Here is an 18,757-nt window from a genome sequence, read left to right as displayed (position 1 = left end):
TCTATATGTATAAAAAAGCAAATCCAGAAGGTTATGCACTTGCTTTATTTGAGTTAGCGCAAGAGGATAAAATAGAAAAAGAAATACACGCACTAATGATTGAATTGAAAAATGCGATTCAAAATGATAATTTATTTATCAATAATTTAATTACTAGTGAAATTAGTAATGAAAAAAAATATAAATATATCGAAGATATTTTTAAAGATATCAAAAATTCAACATTAATTATTAATTTTTTAAAAGTATTAGTTGAAAAAAATTCTGCGAATTTATTAAATCGTATTATTTCGCTTTATTTGAAATTATCAAATGAGGTATTGAAAATAAAATTTGCCAAAATTTATAGTGCTTTTGAAATTTCTGAAGAAAAATTAGAAAAAATTAAAGCAAAACTAGAAAAAAAGTTTAATTCCAAAATTGAATTAGATCACGAAATTGATAAAAATTTAATTTCTGGTTTTCGAATTAAAATTGATAGTCAAGTTATTGAACAAAATTTTGATTTTGACTTAAAGAGTTTGGAACAAATTTTGTTAAAAAAAGGAGGTTTAAATGGCTAATCGTTCAAACGATATTAGTGCAATAATTAAGAATAGAATTAGAAATTTTGATTCTAAAATTAGTTATGCTGAAGTCGGAACAATTGTTACCATTGGTGATGGAATAGCACTTGTAAGTGGTTTAGACAATGCCAAAAATGGTGAGATTATTATTTTTAAAGATAATATATATGGATTAGTTTTAAATCTAGAAGAAGAAGTTGTTGGTGTTACAATATTTGGTAATGCAGACGAATTATCTGAAGGTGATTCTTGTCATCGTAGTGGTGAAGTTATTTCAATTGCAACAGGTGATGCATTACTTGGTAGAGTTATCAACTCATTAGGTCAACCTATCGATGGTAAGGGCGAAATAAAATCTAAAACTAAAAGAGAAATCTTTAAGGTTGCACCTGGTGTAATGACACGTCAAGAAGTTAATCAACCACTTGAAACTGGAATAATTGCAATTGATTCAATGATTCCAATTGGTAAGGGACAACGTGAATTAATAATTGGCGATAGACAAACAGGAAAAACAGCAATTGCTATTGATACAATAATAAATCAAAAAGGTAAAAATGTTAAATGTATTTATGTTGCAATTGGTCAAAAAAATTCGACAGTTGCACAAATAGTTAAAAAATTAGAGAATACCGGTGCAATGGAATACACAACCGTTTTAGTATCAGGTGCTAGTGAATTAGCTCCTCAACAATACATCGCTCCTTATGCCGGTGTTACTATTGCTGAGGAATGAATGTCTAAAGGCAAAGATGTTTTAATTGTTTATGATGATTTATCAAAACATGCTATTGCTTATAGAACATTATCATTATTATTAAGAAGACCACCTGGACGTGAAGCATACCCTGGTGACGTTTTCTATTTACATAGTCAATTACTAGAAAGAGCTGCTCGTGTTACAAAAGAATATGGTGGAGGTTCAATTACTGCGCTACCAATTATTGAAACACAACAAGGAGATATATCAGCTTATATACCTACAAATGTTATTTCAATAACTGATGGTCAAATATTTACAAAAGAAAACTTATTTAATTCTGGTCAAAGACCTGCTGTTGATGTCGGTTTTAGTGTTAGTCGTGTTGGTTCCGCTGCTCAACTTAAAGCTATGAAAAAAGTTAGTGGCTCTCTTAAATTAGAATTAGCACAATATAATGAAATGCAAGCATTTGCCCAATTTGGTTCAGATTTAGATGATTTAACCAAAAACATATTAAAACACGGCTCAAAAGTATATGAAATATTAAAACAAGAACAATACCATCCAATTCATCAATTATCACAAGTATTTGTTTTATTAGGAGTTAAGGAAAGAATTATTAATCCTCTCCCTCTAAAATATATGAAGGAATATCGTGATCAAGCAATTAAATTCTTTGAAGGTGATACTGAAGGAAGAAAACTTGCATTTGATATTGCAAATAATAATGGCGATATGACAGAAAGCCAAAAAAATCAAATGTGTAAACATCTTGTAAGAATAGTCAATAATATTATTAGTATAATTCCAAATTATAATAAAAACGAATTTTTACCAATTCCTGATAAATATAAAGAAATGGATAGTAAGTAATGGCTGGCTTACAAGCAATTAAAAATAGAATAGGTGCAGTTAATTCTATTCGAAAGATTACTCATGCTATGGAATTAGTTGCTGCATCTAAATTAAGAAAAGCTAGAGCAGAATATGAAAATGTAACCTCTTATGATAATCTTTTAGAGGAAACATTTGAATCAATATTATCTCATTTAACACATAGCGAAATAACAAGATTATTTCCTGACAACCACGTTCAAAGTAAATTATACATAATTTTAACAAGTGATTTAGGCCTAGCTGGTAGTTATAATTTTAATGTAATAAAATTAGCTAAAAACACTATTAAAAAAGAAGATAAGTTAATTTTGGTTGGTGTTAAAGCAATAAATGCTCTAACAGAAAAATATAAAGACCAAATATTAATGTCCATGAATATTGATAGTGAAGAATCACATCAAGCAATTGCAAAAGATTTAGCAAAAGTTGTTTATCACCAATATAGACATAATCATGTTGGTTCAATTCACGTAATATATAATTTATTTATTAACAATTTGGTACAACAAGAAACAATTACTCAAATTTTTCCTTTCAATTTATTAGAAATGGAAAAACATAATATTTTGCATAAGCAAACATCAATTAATTCACCTGTAGAATTTGAACCATCAGCTCACGTTGTACTTGGTGAAAGTATACCTTTATATATTAATTCAAAAGTATATAAAACACTTGCAAGTTCTAAACTGAGTGAAATGGCTTCACGTCGAAGTGCCATGGAGACAGCAACAGATAATGCTAATTCTTTAATTAAGGATTTAAATCTTAGTTACAATCGTAGGCGTCAAAGCAATATTACACAAGAATTAAATGAAATAGTAGCAGGTGCTGATGCTGTTTAATAATAAACATATAAAATTAAAAGAGGAGGTTTTTAATGCCTAATGATAAAACATCTAATACAAACACAAAAGATGAAAAAATGACGAAATCACCAAATATAGGACATATAATTCAAATTATGGGTCCTGTTGTTGATGTTAAATTTTCAAAAGGTAATTTACCATCCCTATTACATGCTTTAGTAGTCGAAATGGATGGCGAAAAGTTTACTTTAGAAGTAGCACAACACATCGGTGATGAAACTGTTAGAGCAATTGCAATGGTGTCAACTAATGGATTATCAAGAGGACTTGAAGTAATTGATACCAAAGCACCTATTAGTATTCCAGTAGGAAATAAAGTTTTAGGTAGAATGTTTGACGTTTTAGGTGAACCTATTGATTTACTTGAAAAACCAGATGCACCTTTAATGCCAATACATGCTAAAGCACCAAATTATGAAGAACAAAAAACAGTAAGTGAAGTATTAGAAACGGGAATTAAAGTTATTGATTTATTAATTCCATATGCAAAAGGTGGAAAAATTGGTTTATTCGGAGGTGCTGGAGTTGGTAAAACAGTTTTAGTACAAGAATTAATAAACAATATTGCTAGTCAACATGGCGGATTATCAGTTTTTGCCGGTGTGGGTGAAAGAACTCGTGAAGGTAATGATTTATATCATGAAATGAAAGCAGCAGGGGTTTTGGATAAAACAGCTCTAGTTTTCGGGCAAATGAATGAACCTCCTGGAGCACGTATGAGAGTTGCTTTAACAGGTCTAACAATGGCTGAATATTTTAGAGATAAACAAAATCAAGATGTTTTATTGTTTATTGACAACATTTTTCGTTTCACTCAAGCTGGTAGCGAAGTTAGTGCCCTACTAGGTCGTATGCCATCAGCGGTAGGTTATCAACCAACTCTTGCTACTGAAATGGGTCAATTGCAAGAAAGAATTACATCAACACACACTGGTTCAATAACTTCTGTTCAAGCGGTTTATGTACCAGCTGACGACTTAACAGACCCAGCTCCTGCTACAACATTTACACACCTTGATGCAAAAACAGTTCTCGATCGTAATATTGCAGCTTTAGGAATATATCCTGCAGTTGATCCTCTTGAATCTTCTTCAAGACTTTTAGATCCACTAGTAATTGGTCAGGAACACTATGAAATAGCACATGGTGTAGTAAATATTTTACAAAGATTCAAAGAACTTCAAGACATTATAGCTATTTTGGGAATGGGTGAACTAAGTGAAGAAGATAAACAAATTGTTGCAAGAGCTCGTAGAATTAGAAACTTTTTATCACAACCATTTACAGTTGCTGAAAAATTTAGTGGAAAACAAGGGAAATATGTTCCATTAAACGATACCATAAGAAGTTTTAAGAGTATATTAAATGGTGAATATGATACATACCCTGAAGAGCTTTTTTTATACGTTGGTTCAATAGATGAAGTTGAAGAAAAATATCAAGAATACAAAAAAGAACAAGAAAAAAATAAAAAAACAATTAATAGTGAAGAAAATAATTTAAAAGAAAACAATAAGTAGGAAATATGACAAAAAATACCACTTATTTAAAAATTACCACTTTACAAGAAGTTTTTTTTGAAGGTGAAGTTAGAAGTGTTTCATTAAAAACAAAATCAGGCGGTGCTATTTGTTTGCAACCGAATAGAACATCATTTTTTAGTACTATAGATATATGTAAATTATCAATTAATAGTCCTGGTGACAATGATTATAAGGTATGTTCTATTAATGGAGGTCTTGTATATGCTGATGCCACAAATATTAAAATAATTACTGATGATATTATTTATGGCGCAAATATCGACATCAAAAAAGCATATGAAGAAAAAGAAGAAGCCTTAGCTTTACTTGAAAAATATAAAAACACTAAGGATGAACTTAAAATCGAACTTAAATTGAAAAAAGCTTTAAATAAAATAGAAGTTTATAATAATAAATAATATTTAATTTGCATCATAATTTTGATGCAAATTTTATTTTCTAATTTAATAAAAATAATTTTATTAAACTATACTATATAATAAATACAAATAAGTCTATGATATTTAATTAATAATGTAATGGAGAAATAATGAAAAAGAAAATTAATTTATTGATGTCTCTGCCAATTGCTTTATTACCAGTAATTGCACAATCATGTAAAAAGAATGAAATTCAAATATTTGATATACAAAAAAATGAAAAAATAACAAAACTTAATCAAATTTTGAATATTAATAAAAATGCATTTGACTGATTATCAACAAATCAATTATTAGACATAGTTAAAGCTAACAAATTAAACTTAAAAAATAATAAAAAAATAGAAGATGCTTGAATAGACACAAAAACGCAAGACATAATATTTATAGTTGATAATAAAAAATATAATTTATCATCTTATTTAAAACAAGTTAATGATATTTCTAGGGAATTTAATTTTCAATCTTTTTACTATAAAAATAATAAATATATATTTAATAGCAAAAAAAACGCAGCAACTGATGTTTCAATTCTATTTGAAGAAAATAATGATGATTACATGGATATTAAGTACGGGAATTATCAACCCAAATTATGAAACACAAGTGGTAAAAATTTCCTTAATGAATTAAAAACTTCATTAAACGATCCAACAGCGAAATATAATTATTTACCTGATTTACAAGTTATTATAGAAAAAGCAAGTGCTTTTGATCCTTTTTATATTTTATCCGATAATAAAATTGAAGTAAACGAATTAAGAAACTATGGTCTTAAAAATTCATTAATGCAAAGAAACATATTGGAAAAACAAATAACCTTCTATTTAAATAGATATATTTTAATTGGAAATAATAAAAAATTTAACAAATGCATTATTAAAGATTTTCAGATTGTAGATGATTATGCCAAAATAAAAATTGATTTGCTAGATGCAAATAATTATTCCTTGTTAAATAATCAACAAAAAAATCATGTGTTTTACATAAGAAATTTTGTAAAAAACAATGAAAAATATAATAAATATCACAATATTCAAACAAATAAAACTTTGAATTTAGATGAATATGTAAAACAAAATTACAAAGATTATTCAAATATTGTTATGTTTGATGAAAATACAAAGAATCCAAATCTTGCTTTAAAAAACAATATTTTTTATCTATCTGATTATGATTCTACAATGCACCCTGAACCTTCATATTTAAAATTTAATCTAAATAATTTTAAATACTTTTTTAATAATTTTAAAGATTTATTTTATATAAAATCTCAATCAGAGAATGAAACATATGAATTAATGGATTTTGATAAAACAACTATGCTTAACAACAGTTATTCAATTGGTGTATTAAATATAAAAGTAAAAAATAATTTTGAAACCAAAATTATGCCATGATATAGCATAAATTTTAATCCTCATAAACATATTTTTAATGGTTTTATTGTAAAAAATTCATTGAAAATAGATCCTAATAATGATGATGACATTTTTAGTTACTATGTAAACAAGGGATTAAACAATGAAAACTTAAAATTGCCAAAAGGAATTAACGCAAACGATTTTTTCAATAAATGTTTTATAGATATAGCTAATTTTATAATTGAAAAAAATAAAACAAATGTAAATATTTGAAATAATAATTATCAAAATGAAACACCCGTATTAGAAATAATTCAAAACAAAGAAAAATATGAAAAAATACTTTCACTTATATTATCACAATACGTTCTATTGTATTATATTAACAATGATACAAATGATGAAAAGGGCTTAATTAAAGAAGTAAAAGTAGAAATACAATCTGATGATTATACTTTCGATAAATATGGTTTAGGCAATTTGCCTGTTAAATTTAGTTTTAAAAATTATAAAAATGAAGAAATGCTAAATGATGAAATTAAAAACAAAATTTATTTAATATCTGGCTTTAAGGGATTTGATAATAGTAATATATTAAATAAAATAAAAGAACTTAAAAATAATGGAATTAATTATTTTGAAATTGAACAACCAGAAGAAAATAAAACATTACCATATGTTTTTTTAAAATAGAAAAAACATGCTAGTTTACAGCATGTTTTTATATGGCCGATAGTGAGAGATTCGAACTCTCGGATGATAACATACCATCAACAGTTTTCGAGACTGCCCTCTTCAACCGCTCGAGCAACTATCGCAATAAAATAACTATTTATTATAGTTATTATACAATTTATTTTTTCTGATTTTTTATTTTATTTTCAGTATGTTTTTGAACACTATTTAAAAAACTCGCGGCTATAATACCACCTGGGGTAGCTATAATAGCAATTCCAATAATACTGATAATTGGAAGAATTATTTTAGTATTAGGGCTTTTAGGAGTAAAATCACCATAACCAATTGTAGTTAGCGTTACACAGCTAAAATAAAAAGCATCAAAATATGTTCTTACAGTGCCTGGATTAGCTTCATATGCTTTATCAATATCTCCTCCGAATTTTTCATTAGCAAGATGTTTCATATAATCATTTTCAGTATATCAAACTGTTAAAGAAAAAAACAAAATTAAAATTATGACTAAAATAAGTAAATTTAAAAATATAACTTTTTGTTTTAAAATGCTGTCATATAGTGATTTAAAAGCCAAAAATATATTTAAAAGCATTATTAATCTAATTATTCTAAATAATTTAAAACTTTGTAATATATTCAAAAGTCTGAAATTGCTATTAAATAAAACATTAATAATATACAATGAAGGTAAAATATTTATTAATAAAATTCAAAACGCAAATGTTTTTAAATATCTAAAATAACTACCTTTATACGTTTTAAATTTTAAATCTCTTGTTGGATATGTAAATCAATGTAACACAAAATCAATGATAAATACAAATAAAGATATCAATTCAACAATTAAAGTAAATTTTTTAGGAATATTATCAAATTTCAATAATACAAAACTTGTAAAACTAAATATAACCACAAAAGCTATTAAAATAAAATAAAGATCCCTGAAAAATCTAACTAATAATCTCTTTTTCTTATTTTCAGCATACAAATTGTAATCACTAGTAACAACAACTCCAATAACTTGATTTATTTCTTTGAATTTGTCATTCTTAAATTCTTTCATTTCTATACTCATAAAAAATATTATAATTTATTTTAACAAAATAAGGAGTATATATGATGATATATTTAATAATATTAACTATAATTACCGTTATAGTTCTAATAGGATTATTAATGTTATTATTTTTAACAATAAAAAAATCTAAAAATAATAACTTAAGTTTAGAAAAAATAGCAAAAGAAATTAGTGATTCAATATCCAATGATATTAAAAATAACCAAGAAAAATTAATATTACAACAAACAAATAATTTTTTAGAAAGTAACCAAAATACAAACTATAAAAATCGTCTAGAAATAGATAAAAATATAAAAACTTTAAATGAAGATTTAAATTTAAAAATTAAAGAATTAACACAAGAAGTTGATAATAAGTTACAACTTGTAAATAATAATTACAAAGAAATTAGTGAAAAAATTAATAAAGAAGTGAGAGCTATAAATGAAAATTTAAATATCAAGATTGATAAAATTAAAGAGTCAATGGATCAAAAAGTTGAAAACATAAAAATATCAATAGATGAAAAATTAAAGTCAGAATTAAGCAAAAGAATGCAAGAACATTTCGATAATGTTCAAAACAAAATGCAAGATTTATCAAAGAACCTCACTAAATTCGAAACAGTGCAAACAAGCGTGAATGATTTAAAAAGAGTTTTCAATAATGTTAAAACAATTGGAAATATTGGAGAAATAAACTTAAAGAAAACTTTAGAGGCAGTTTTACCTTCTGAATTATGAGAAGAAAATCATTATATTCAAGTTGATAAAGATAAAAACTCAAATACAAACGTAGAATTTGCAATACATATGCCAGGACCAGAAGGAAAAGTTTTGCCTATCGATAGCAAATTTCCCTATAAAAAATTTAATGATTATGTAGAAGCAAATGATGAAAAAAGTAGAAAAGATGCAATAAAAGAAATAAAATCCTTTATTAAACAACAAGCTAAAAAAATAAAAAAATATATTAATCAAGAACAAACAACCAATATCGCTCTAATGTATTTACCTGTCGAAACTTTATATGGCATTGTATGTGAAGATGAAGATTTAATTACAGAGATTCAAAAAAATAATATTTTTATTTCTTCTCCTTCTACAATTATTTCATATATACAAGCAATTTATAACATACATTCAATAAATAATTTAGAATTTCAAATAAACGATATTTTTAAATCTATCAATGTTATACAAAATCAATACGGCAAATTAGTTGCCGCCTTAGACGATAGTTACGAACAAACAGCAAAAGCTCTAAAATCTATCGATAAAGCCCAAAAAGGTATTGGAAAAATCAATAAAGAAATTGAAGTTATAAAAATTCACCATGAATTTAAGCCACTTAATGATTTTAAAAAAAATAGTAAACGAAGTAATCAAATTAAAAAAGAAATTATAAACATAGATAATAATGATTTTCAAGAAACTATAATAAACGAATATGAAGAAGAATAGATTTAAAAAAATTTTCATAGGCATAAGTTTTACAAATACACCTATAATAATGATATCAATGACTGGTTGTGCTAAACCTAGAAGAATAAAAAATGAAAATAATAATATTCAAATTTTACAAGAATTAAATAAATTTAAGTACTTGCAAAATTTTAAATTTGATATTAATAAAAACGACTTAGATAATGAAATAAAACAAATTAATGATGAAATAACAAATGGTAATTTAAAATTTAACAACATTAAAAATAAAATACCTACTGACAATAGACTAATTAATTTTACTTTTGACTATCTTTGAGCTAGAAATTTAATAAAATTTTATTTTAATGATTCTTACTACAATAATAAATATTTATTTGAAATCATTGATAAAAAATATATTGGTTTTAGAATTGTTAAAGTACTAGTCAGAATAAAATACATCAAAAATCAAAATTTGTATAAAGACTTTAACATTTTAGTAGAAGGTACCAGATCTTATTCTAAACCATTAGAATACAGTTATAAAAAAGAGTCAAGCAATAAAATTAACCAATTATATAAATATAACTTAGACATAAACCAACAATTTGAAGAAGCAGATCCGCTTACAATGCATATTTGTTAAATATTCTGACTTGATTAATTAAATAAAAAACCAATAAAAATTCTTTTTGATTAAATAATATTTAATAAAATTTAAAATATATTATTAAGGAAGGAGTTATTCATGAAATTAAGTAAAAAAGGAATTATAGGAATTTCATTAGGAATTGGAATACCAGTTGCAATAGGAGCAATAGTAGGAACTAGTATCTTAACATATAAGCACATAAAACAAGCTAGATTAACATTTAATAATAAAAGTTACCTAAATTCGTCTTTTTTTCCAACTATTGAATACCGTTTTAATGATAATGACTCAGAAAATTTGATAAGAAAAGAAGAAATTACTGAAAACAATGAGAATAAAGTTATTTATAATAATGTAACTAATCTTTTAGATAAGGCAGACATAAACATTTTTGGTTTTTCAACTTCTGTACAACCTTTTTATGATTTTATAAGATTAGCACTATTATCAAAAAGTGAAACTTATTTTACATATTTTGATTATGATGACAATAGAAATCTACAAATTAATGGCCAAGAATTAGAACGGGCATTAAATTACAATAGACTAATAAACAATGATACAAAGAAAAAATCAAAAGTTATTGGTTTTAAGAGAGATGTTTCTCATGGGCCAAGACAAATTGTGGATAAAATGCATGATATTATTAGAAATAATAGAAATAAAAAAATTAATATTTGAATTCCATCAAATGAGATATCATGAGCACCCAATATTTTGGAATTAACTGGCTATAGAAATGTTAAATTAATGTGTTTAAATGAGGCTAATAGTATTTTAAGTGCATATGAAAACTCATTTAATGAAATTTTAAACAAAATTGATATCAATAAAGAAAGTTCTATCGATAATATTATTGAAAATGTTGATGATTTTAATAAAGGTGGTAATCAATTAAACTATATTAGTTTATCAACATTTATACCTAATATTTATTATTTTTTCGAAGATAATGAAACAGTAAAAAAATTTAAAAATAATTTTCCTTGGTTGAAACGATTTTATACATATTCAGTTGATCCAGATTATCGCATTAAAAATGAATTTTTTAATTATAGAGTAAAAGTTATTGATAACGAAAAAACAACTGATTTTAATAATCCTATTTATAAAACAAAAGATAACGGAGAATTGGTGAAAAATAGATTTTTCTTAACTGATATTTGAGCAAAAATTACAGGCAAGGATTGAAGAACTGAAAAAAATAAGGTAAAAGAGGTTCAAGAAAAAAGTAATAAACCTAAATTAATTTATTTAGGTGGAGACGATGCTAAAAATGAAAAAAATGACCTTGCATATTTAATAGATAAATATCAAGACGAATATAATATTTATTATAAGGGCCATCCTAACTTTTCAGTTATTGACAATTGAATTAAAAGTACTGTATTAGCACATGAAGAATTAACCTTTGTTTCCAATCTTGATGAAAAAATACACACAACTTACTTAAAAGAAGGCAATTATTTAACAATATTAAATAATCAAATAAGATCAGAAGAATTAACATCGGAACACGCACACGATGAAGATGGATTATGATTTGAAAAATGAGCAGTTACAGATGTCACAACCGGAGCTTTAAGATCTTTTGTTACAAGTAATTCTCGTAATAAACCATCTGATTTAGTGTTTGCTGGCGTTTATTTAAGAGATTCAGAAAGCCATATTATAAAAAGAATTTTTACAACTCCTGATCAAGAAATTGCTAATAATCCAAAAAGTAAAGAAAATGTTAAAAATTGAAACGATTATGTTCGTAACAATGCTGTTTTAAAACCTGCTTTTGATAAAGAAAATATTTAAAAAAACTGGCTAAACCAGTTTTTTTATTCATTATATTTATTAAATGATATTAGTCTTCATCTTTAATTTGAATATTACGACGTTTAATAATATCGTCAGCAATGCTTTTTGGACATTTTTCATAATGATCAAATTTCATTTGATATGTACCACGTCCCGCAGTCATACTACGTAAATCTGTAGCATAACCAAACATTTCTTTAAGAGGTACTAAAGCACGAATAACACTAGCTCCGTCATTACGTGTTTCATTGTTTTGCAATTGTCCACGACGACGAGTTAAATCACCCATAACATCACCAAAATAATCTTCAGGAATAACAACAGCTACATCCATAATAGGTTCAAGTAAAACTGTACCTAATAAATCTTTAGCTTTTGTAAGTGCTTTAGAAGCTGCAATTTTATAAGCCATTTCTGATGAATCGACATCATGGTATGAACCATCAAATAATGTTGCTTTAACATCGATCATTGGATAACCTGCTAAAATACCAGCTGCCATTTTGTCTTCAAGACCTTTTTGAATTGGTTTAATGTATTCTTTAGGAATTTTACCACCAACAATTTTGTCAATAAATTCAAAACCTGCGTCATGATTTGGTTCAAATTTAATTCAAACATGACCGTATTGTCCTTTACCACCTGATTGTTTAATGTGTTTACCTTCAACTTCTGCTGTTTTTGTAATTGTTTCACGATATGAAACTTGAGGAGCGCCAACTTTAGCTTTAACATTGTGTTCTATTCTTAAACGATCAACAATAATGTCTAAGTGTAACTCACCCATACCAGCAATAATTGTTTGTCCTGTTTCTTCATCTGTATATGTTCTAAATGTAGGATCTTCTGCTGCTAATTTTTGTAATCCAAGTGATAATTTTTCCATAGCATCTTTGCTTTCTGGTTCAAGAGCTTGAGAAATAACTGGTTCTGGGAATACCATTTTTTCTAAAACATATTTTGTTCCCTTATCAGCAACTAATGTATCACCAGTTGTTGTTGCTTTCAATCCAACTGCTGCTTGAATATCACCTGCATAACATTCGTCAATTTCTTGACGTGAATTAGCATGCATTTGGATTATACGTCCAATTCTTTCTTTAACATCTTTTGTTGTGTTATATACATATGAACCTTTTTGAAGAACACCAGCATATATTCTAAAGAATGTCAATGATCCAACATAAGGGTCAGTCATAACTTTAAATGCTAAAGCAACAAATTCATGATCATCTGTTGCAGGAATAGGAACAATTTCTTCTCCTAAATGTGCTTTAATTGCTGGAACATCTAATGGTGATGGTAAATAATCAACAACTGCGTCAACCATTTTCTTAACACCTTTATTTTTAAAACTTGTTCCACAAATTGCTGGGAAAAATTCAGCAGTTAAAGTTGCTTTACGAATCATTGATTTTAATTCTTCTTGTGTAGGTTCTACACCTTCAAGAACTTTCATCATAAATTCATCGTCAAACGAAGCAACAGCTTCAATTAACTCTTGTCTTTTTTGATTACATAATTCAACTAAATCTTCAGGAATAGCTACTTCTTCTGCATTTTCTTCTTGTTTTCCATCATATAAATATGCTTTCATTTCAACAAGATCTACTAATCCTTTAAAATTGCTTTCAGCTCCAATTGGAACTTGTAATGCAACAGCATTTCCATTTAATCTGTCTTTAACGCTTTTTACACTAGCAAAAAAGTCAGCACCAGCTTTATCCATTTTATTAATATATACAATTCTAGGAACTCTATAATTTGTTGCTTGACGTCAAACTGTTTCTGTTTGAGGTTCAACACCACTTTGAGCATCTAAAACTGTTACAGCACCATCTAATACACGTAATGAACGTTCCACCTCAACGGTAAAATCAACGTGTCCTGGGGTATCGATAATATTAATTCTTTTTCCTTTTCAAAAAGCTGTTGTTGCAGCTGAAGTAATAGTGATACCACGTTCTTGTTCTTGTTCCATTCAGTCCATTTGACTGGCACCATCGTGGGTTTCACCAATTTTATGAATTTTACCTGTGTGAAATAAAATTCTTTCTGTTGTTGTTGTTTTTCCGGCGTCTATATGAGCCATAATACCGATATTACGGTAATCTTCTAATTTATATTCTCTTGCCATAATATCAAAAACTATCATCTAAAGTGAGCAAAGGCACGGTTAGCTTCAGCCATTTTATGTGTGTCTTCACGTTTTTTGATAGATCCTCCTGTTTTGTTTGATGCATCAATAATTTCGTTAGCTAAACGTAAATCCATTGTTTTTTCATTTCTAAGACGAGAATATTGAACTAATCATCTTAAACTTAATGTTTGTTTACGACGTAACGAAACCTCGGTAGGTACTTGATAATTTGTTCCACCAATTCTACGAGTTCTAACTTCCAATTGAGGTGTAATGTTTTCAATAGCTTGTTGAAATACTTCCATTGGTTCTTTATTTGTTTTTTCTTTAATAATATTAAATGCTGAGTAAAGAATGTCTTGGGCAATTGATTTTTTACCGTCTAACATAATTTGGTTAATTAACTTAGTTACTAAAACTGAGTTAAAAACTGGATCAGCAAGCACTTCTCTAATAGGTGCACTCTTTTTTCTTGACATATTTTTTATCTCCTTTTTAGCTTAAATTAATTTTTCTTTTCTTTTTTAGCACCGTAAAGACTACGTCCTTGTTTACGGTTTGCAACACCAGCTAAATCTTGTGTTCCACGAACTATATGGTATCTAACACCAGGTAAATCTTTAACTCTACCTCCACGAATTAGAACAACACTGTGTTCTTGTAAGTTGTGTCCTTCACCACCAATATATGCGGTGATTTCCATACCGTTTGATAATTTAACACGAGCATATTTACGCATAGCTGAGTTAGGTTTTTTAGGTGTCATAGTTGCAACACGAGTACAAACTCCACGTTTAAATGGTGAAGGTAATTTACGTGATGCCTTTGTTAAGGTATTAAAACTTAAGTTTAATGCAGGAGCATTTTGCTTACGAATTTTTGATACTCTACCATTAACTACTAATTGATTTGTTGTAGGCATGCTTTTTTTCCTTTCTTTTTTTATTTTTATAAATGTCCAAATATTACTATATCAAATATAGTTTATCTATTATATAACAACTTTGCCGTGTGTATCATATTTTTTTTGTTTTTTTGAAAATATAATTTTTAATATGATTTTGATAACAAAACTATTTATTTTAATTTTCTTTAAAATGTTAAAATTGTAATAAATTAATTGTAAAAAAATTGAAAGGAATAATAGTGATTAATTATAAAACCAAAACAGAAAAAATTATATTTGATTCTACAGAATGAAAAGAAATGCAAAATCAAATTATAATAAATGCTATAAAAAATAAACAAAAAGTAGATCCTAAAAATTTATTTAACAATATTTTTCACAATGAAGTTCAAAAGGTATCTCAAAAACTGCAAAATAGCATTTATATTGAAAATGCAAAAAACCTGATTCCTTATGAACCAAGTGTTAATGTTAATAAATTAGATGCTGAAAGTTGTGATGCTGAAATTAAAGTAACTTACTTTGAAGCGGATGAATTAAATAAAATAAATTATAAAAATATTAAAGTTGATTTTAAATATACTCAGATAAGTCAAGAAGAATTAGATGGTGCCTTCGAAAAATTTATTTCTAATTATCCTCTTATAACTTACGTTAAAGACAAATCAAAATTTGGCGATTATATAAAACTATCGTTAAAAATAAGTGAAAAAGGTAAAATAATCGATAGCAAAGATGATTTAACCTTGCAAGTTATTCCTTCTAAAAACTTTAGTATCAACAATTTATTAAATAATAGAAGTGAAAATGAAACATTTAGTATAAATGACCCAGAAAATAAAAATTGAACTATAACCATTAAAGAGATTCAAAGAGTAATTCCAACAAAATTGACTAATGATAACATTCAAAAAATAAATATGAATATTAATAGTCTAGATGATTTAAAACAAAAGTTGGAAAGAGATTTCTTAAAAGATAGAGCAAGTAATGAATTGTTAAGGTTTTTTGACAAAGTTATAACTCAACTAATAATTCAAAATAATATAGAGTTAGAGGAAGAAATTTTAAGAGCCGATGCAAAAGAATTTATTTTTAATTTTTTGAAACAAAATCAAAATAATATAGAATTTCAAAATTTAACTGTTGAAAAAATTATAAACTCAAACAATCCAATGCACAATAATCTAGTAAGAAATGCATATGAAATATCAAAAAAAAGAATTCAAAGTAGAGTAATTGAATTTGTTGTTTGATCAAATGAAAAACTTTATATAACAGAGGAATTAGTAAATTCTGAATTTAAACATATTCAAAATGTTTTAGGTCAAAATAACAATATTACAAAAGATGTTTTAAATAAAATACTAAAACATCAAAAAATTGCGTTGTTTTTTGCAAAACAAGTTGATGAATCTTTATACAATACTTTTGTAAAAAATATTGGTTTCGAATTATAAAATCGGTAATGAAACTTTTATGTTTCATTTTTTTTAAAAAGAATTTATTTTAAATAAAATCATTTTATTGTATTCATTGTTATAATAAAATACATTAATTATATTAACTTAGGAGAAATACATGGTTGAGGTAAATAATTTAAGCAAAGTTTTTAGTGATAAAAAACTTTTTGAAAATGTAAATATAAAATTTACAGAAGGTAACACATATGGAATAATTGGGGCAAATGGCGCTGGTAAAAGTACCTTTTTAAAAATGCTTGCAGGCGAAATAGAACCTTCTGGTGGAAAAATAACAATTGAAAAAAACAAGCGTTTAAGTGTTTTAAGTCAAGATCATAATGCATATAATGAATTAAATGTGACAGAAGTTGTTATTATGGGTAACACTGATTTGTATAAAATAATGGAAGAAAAAAATACAATTTATGCAAACCCAAACGCGACTATGGAAGATTACACAAGAGCAGGAGAATTAGAAGAAAAATTTGGTGAATTAGGTGGTTGAACTGCAGAAAATGATGCTCAAGAATTATTATCGGGTTTACAAATTCCAAAAGAAAAATGAAATGTCTTAATGAAGGATTTAACAGCTAATCAAAAAATCAAAGTTCTTTTAGCAAAAGCATTATTTGGAAATCCTGATATTTTAATAATGGATGAACCAACCAACCATTTAGACCTTAGATCAATTAAATGACTTGAAAATTTTTTAGCAGATTACCAAAATGTTGTTATTGTTGTTAGTCATGATAGTGATTTTTTAGACAATGTTTGTACACATATTGTTGATATAGACTACAACGAAGCAAAAATTTATACTGGTAACTATACATTTTGAAAAGAAAGCAGTGAATTAGCTAAAGAATTAATGAAACAATCAAATGCAAAAAAAGAAGTTCAAATTGAAAAGTTAAAACAATTTATTGCTCGATTTTCAGCCAATGCATCAAAATCACGTCAAGCAACAAGTAGAAAAAAATCATTAGAAAAAATTACCTTAGACGAAATAAAACCATCAAATAGAAAATATCCATATATTAATTGAGAAATTAATCGTGAACCAGGAAAGGATATTATTGAAGTTACAGATTTGACATATATTGATAAAAATAATAATGTTTTATTTGAAAACGTCTCATTTTCATTATCTAAAGGTGAAAAAATGGTTTTAATTGGTGAAGATGATATAGCCAAAACTAAATTTTTGGAATGCTTATTAGGTATTACAGAACCAACAAGAGGTACTGTAAAATGAGGACAAACAATTAAACACACTTATTATCCTAATGACAATAAAAAATACTTCACAGAAGATATTAGTATTTTGGAGTGAATTAGCAAATGACCTTTAAAAAACTCCACAGAAGAAACTAGAGATGTTAGCGACCAACGTATGCGTAGTTTTTTAGGTAGAATGTTATTTTCTAATGATTCGGTATTTAAAAAAGTGAATGTTACCAGTGGTGGTGAAAAAGCTAGATTAATGTTTTCTAGAATGATGCTACTTGAAGCTAATTTTCTAGTTCTAGATCAACCGCTTGATCACTTAGATGCAGAAAGCATTGATAGTTTAATTTCAGGGCTTAAAGCATATAAAGGCGGTGCTATTTTTACAACATATAATAGAACATTAGTAAATCAGGTTGCAAATGTTATATTGGAAATATCACCTAATAAAAGTTTTATATATCATGGTAATTTAGATGAGTATGAAAAAATAATGGGTTATTAACAAATATAGCAACTTTTTTAAAATTTTCTTCATAACAACAATAATAATAATTATGATGATACAATAATTACAACAAATACATTTTTGAAGGAGTTTTTATGAAAAAAATTAAAAAATATTTTTTAACATTTGGTGCATCAATCTCGACATTTGCTGTACCAGTTTTAGCAATGTCATGTAAAAATAAAGAAGATTCAGAATTAGACCAACTTAAAAAAGATCTTGATTCATTAATTGATAAACTTGGACCATCAGGTTTAGATTTCAAAAATCAAGTTAACACTCTTTGAAAAAATTCTAGTAAAATGTCAAAAAAAGAAAAAGAAAAACTTATTGAGATATTTAAAACAGCGAAGGAAAATTTGGAAAAAGGATCTTCTCATTGAAATTAAAAAATGTAGAGTTTAATTGCTCTACATTTTTTGTTATTATTTTAAATGCAAACTCAACCAATGTATCAATAGAACGCCTTGGGGTTTACCTTTAATATCTGCTGTTCCTGCAACATC

The 18,757-nt window shown here is 26.3% G+C and carries 16 protein-coding genes and 1 tRNA gene; 12 read left to right on the top strand and 5 right to left on the bottom strand.

Annotated elements, in window-relative coordinates; translation table 4 throughout:
- The first annotated feature begins 5 nt into the window (after positions 1 to 5).
- From atpH to T388_RS0103495, 6 genes are all read left to right on the top strand, one after another.
- A complete protein-coding gene (atpH, locus tag T388_RS0103520; RefSeq protein ID WP_027120915.1) occupies positions 6 to 563 on the top strand; it encodes an ATP synthase F1 subunit delta in 558 nt (185 codons plus the stop codon).
- Positions 556 to 2,142: a F0F1 ATP synthase subunit alpha gene (atpA, locus tag T388_RS0103515; RefSeq protein ID WP_027120914.1), complete on the top strand. Its 1,587-nt coding sequence runs from the start codon at positions 556 to 558 to the stop codon at positions 2,140 to 2,142. Before atpH ends, atpA begins: the two co-directional genes overlap by 8 nt.
- A complete protein-coding gene (gene atpG / locus T388_RS0103510; protein ID WP_027120913.1) occupies positions 2,142 to 3,011 on the top strand; it encodes an ATP synthase F1 subunit gamma in 870 nt (289 codons plus the stop codon). The genes atpA and atpG overlap by 1 nt, the downstream gene beginning before the upstream one ends.
- Before the next feature lie 35 nt (positions 3,012 to 3,046).
- Positions 3,047 to 4,555 (top strand): F0F1 ATP synthase subunit beta, encoded by a 1,509-nt coding sequence (atpD, locus tag T388_RS03795; RefSeq protein ID WP_051586211.1) that lies wholly within the window; start codon positions 3,047 to 3,049, stop codon positions 4,553 to 4,555.
- A 5-nt stretch (positions 4,556 to 4,560) separates the two neighbouring features.
- Positions 4,561 to 4,977, top strand: a complete 417-nt coding sequence (locus T388_RS0103500) for a F0F1 ATP synthase subunit delta/epsilon (RefSeq protein ID WP_027120912.1) — start codon at positions 4,561 to 4,563, stop codon at positions 4,975 to 4,977.
- 131 nt (positions 4,978 to 5,108) lie between these two features.
- Entirely contained in the window at positions 5,109 to 7,055 is a 1,947-nt protein-coding gene (locus T388_RS0103495) for an MAG3240 family lipoprotein (RefSeq protein ID WP_027120911.1), read from the top strand.
- 33 nt (positions 7,056 to 7,088) lie between these two features.
- Here T388_RS0103495 and T388_RS0103490 read toward each other — a convergent pair.
- Positions 7,089 to 7,179, bottom strand: a tRNA-Ser gene (locus T388_RS0103490).
- A gap of 36 nt (positions 7,180 to 7,215) precedes the next feature.
- A complete protein-coding gene (locus tag T388_RS03790) occupies positions 7,216 to 8,121 on the bottom strand; it encodes an ion transporter (RefSeq protein WP_051586210.1) in 906 nt (301 codons plus the stop codon).
- A gap of 53 nt (positions 8,122 to 8,174) precedes the next feature.
- Here T388_RS03790 and rmuC point away from each other — a divergent pair, with 53 nt between their 5' ends.
- The 3 genes from rmuC (at position 8,175) to T388_RS0103470 (ending at position 12,003) form a co-directional block, all read left to right on the top strand.
- Positions 8,175 to 9,581 carry a DNA recombination protein RmuC gene (gene rmuC / locus T388_RS0103480; protein WP_027120910.1) on the top strand — a complete coding sequence of 469 codons (1,407 nt, stop codon included), beginning with the start codon at positions 8,175 to 8,177 and terminating at the stop codon, positions 9,579 to 9,581.
- Positions 9,568 to 10,191, top strand: coding sequence for a hypothetical protein (locus tag T388_RS0103475; RefSeq protein WP_156930254.1), 624 nt, complete (start codon positions 9,568 to 9,570; stop codon positions 10,189 to 10,191). The genes rmuC and T388_RS0103475 overlap by 14 nt, the downstream gene beginning before the upstream one ends.
- Before the next feature lie 102 nt (positions 10,192 to 10,293).
- Positions 10,294 to 12,003: a hypothetical protein gene (locus tag T388_RS0103470; RefSeq protein WP_027120908.1), complete on the top strand. Its 1,710-nt coding sequence runs from the start codon at positions 10,294 to 10,296 to the stop codon at positions 12,001 to 12,003.
- A gap of 49 nt (positions 12,004 to 12,052) precedes the next feature.
- On the opposite strand, the gene fusA is transcribed toward T388_RS0103470, so the two are convergent.
- Genes fusA through rpsL form a run of 3 tightly spaced genes read right to left on the bottom strand, consistent with a single transcriptional unit; the run spans position 12,053 to position 15,068 of the window.
- Complete coding sequence (gene fusA / locus T388_RS0103465) at positions 12,053 to 14,143, bottom strand: elongation factor G (protein WP_027120907.1); 2,091 nt, start codon at positions 14,141 to 14,143, stop codon at positions 12,053 to 12,055.
- Between the two features lie 11 nt (positions 14,144 to 14,154).
- Entirely contained in the window at positions 14,155 to 14,625 is a 471-nt protein-coding gene (gene rpsG / locus T388_RS0103460; protein WP_027120906.1) for a 30S ribosomal protein S7, read from the bottom strand.
- A 26-nt stretch (positions 14,626 to 14,651) separates the two neighbouring features.
- Positions 14,652 to 15,068, bottom strand: a complete 417-nt coding sequence (gene rpsL / locus T388_RS0103455; protein WP_027120905.1) for a 30S ribosomal protein S12 — start codon at positions 15,066 to 15,068, stop codon at positions 14,652 to 14,654.
- Between the two features lie 224 nt (positions 15,069 to 15,292).
- Between rpsL and T388_RS0103450 the strand changes: the two genes are divergently transcribed.
- The 3 genes from T388_RS0103450 (at position 15,293) to T388_RS0103440 (ending at position 18,640) form a co-directional block, all read left to right on the top strand.
- Positions 15,293 to 16,513: a trigger factor-related chaperone gene (locus T388_RS0103450; RefSeq protein WP_027120904.1), complete on the top strand. Its 1,221-nt coding sequence runs from the start codon at positions 15,293 to 15,295 to the stop codon at positions 16,511 to 16,513.
- 121 nt (positions 16,514 to 16,634) lie between these two features.
- Positions 16,635 to 18,248 (top strand): ABC-F family ATP-binding cassette domain-containing protein, encoded by a 1,614-nt coding sequence (locus tag T388_RS0103445; protein ID WP_027120903.1) that lies wholly within the window; start codon positions 16,635 to 16,637, stop codon positions 18,246 to 18,248.
- Positions 18,249 to 18,346: 98 nt separating this feature from the next.
- Entirely contained in the window at positions 18,347 to 18,640 is a 294-nt protein-coding gene (locus tag T388_RS0103440; protein ID WP_027120902.1) for a variable surface lipoprotein, read from the top strand.
- Positions 18,641 to 18,757: the final 117 nt, after the last annotated feature.

The sequence above is a fragment of the Mycoplasmopsis lipofaciens ATCC 35015 genome, from assembly GCF_000686585.1.
GTDB classification, from domain to species: Bacteria; Bacillota_I; Bacilli_A; order Mycoplasmatales; family Metamycoplasmataceae; genus Mycoplasmopsis; species Mycoplasmopsis lipofaciens.
Note: the sequence above shows the minus strand (reverse complement) of the source record. Positions and strands in the feature narration are given on the sequence as shown.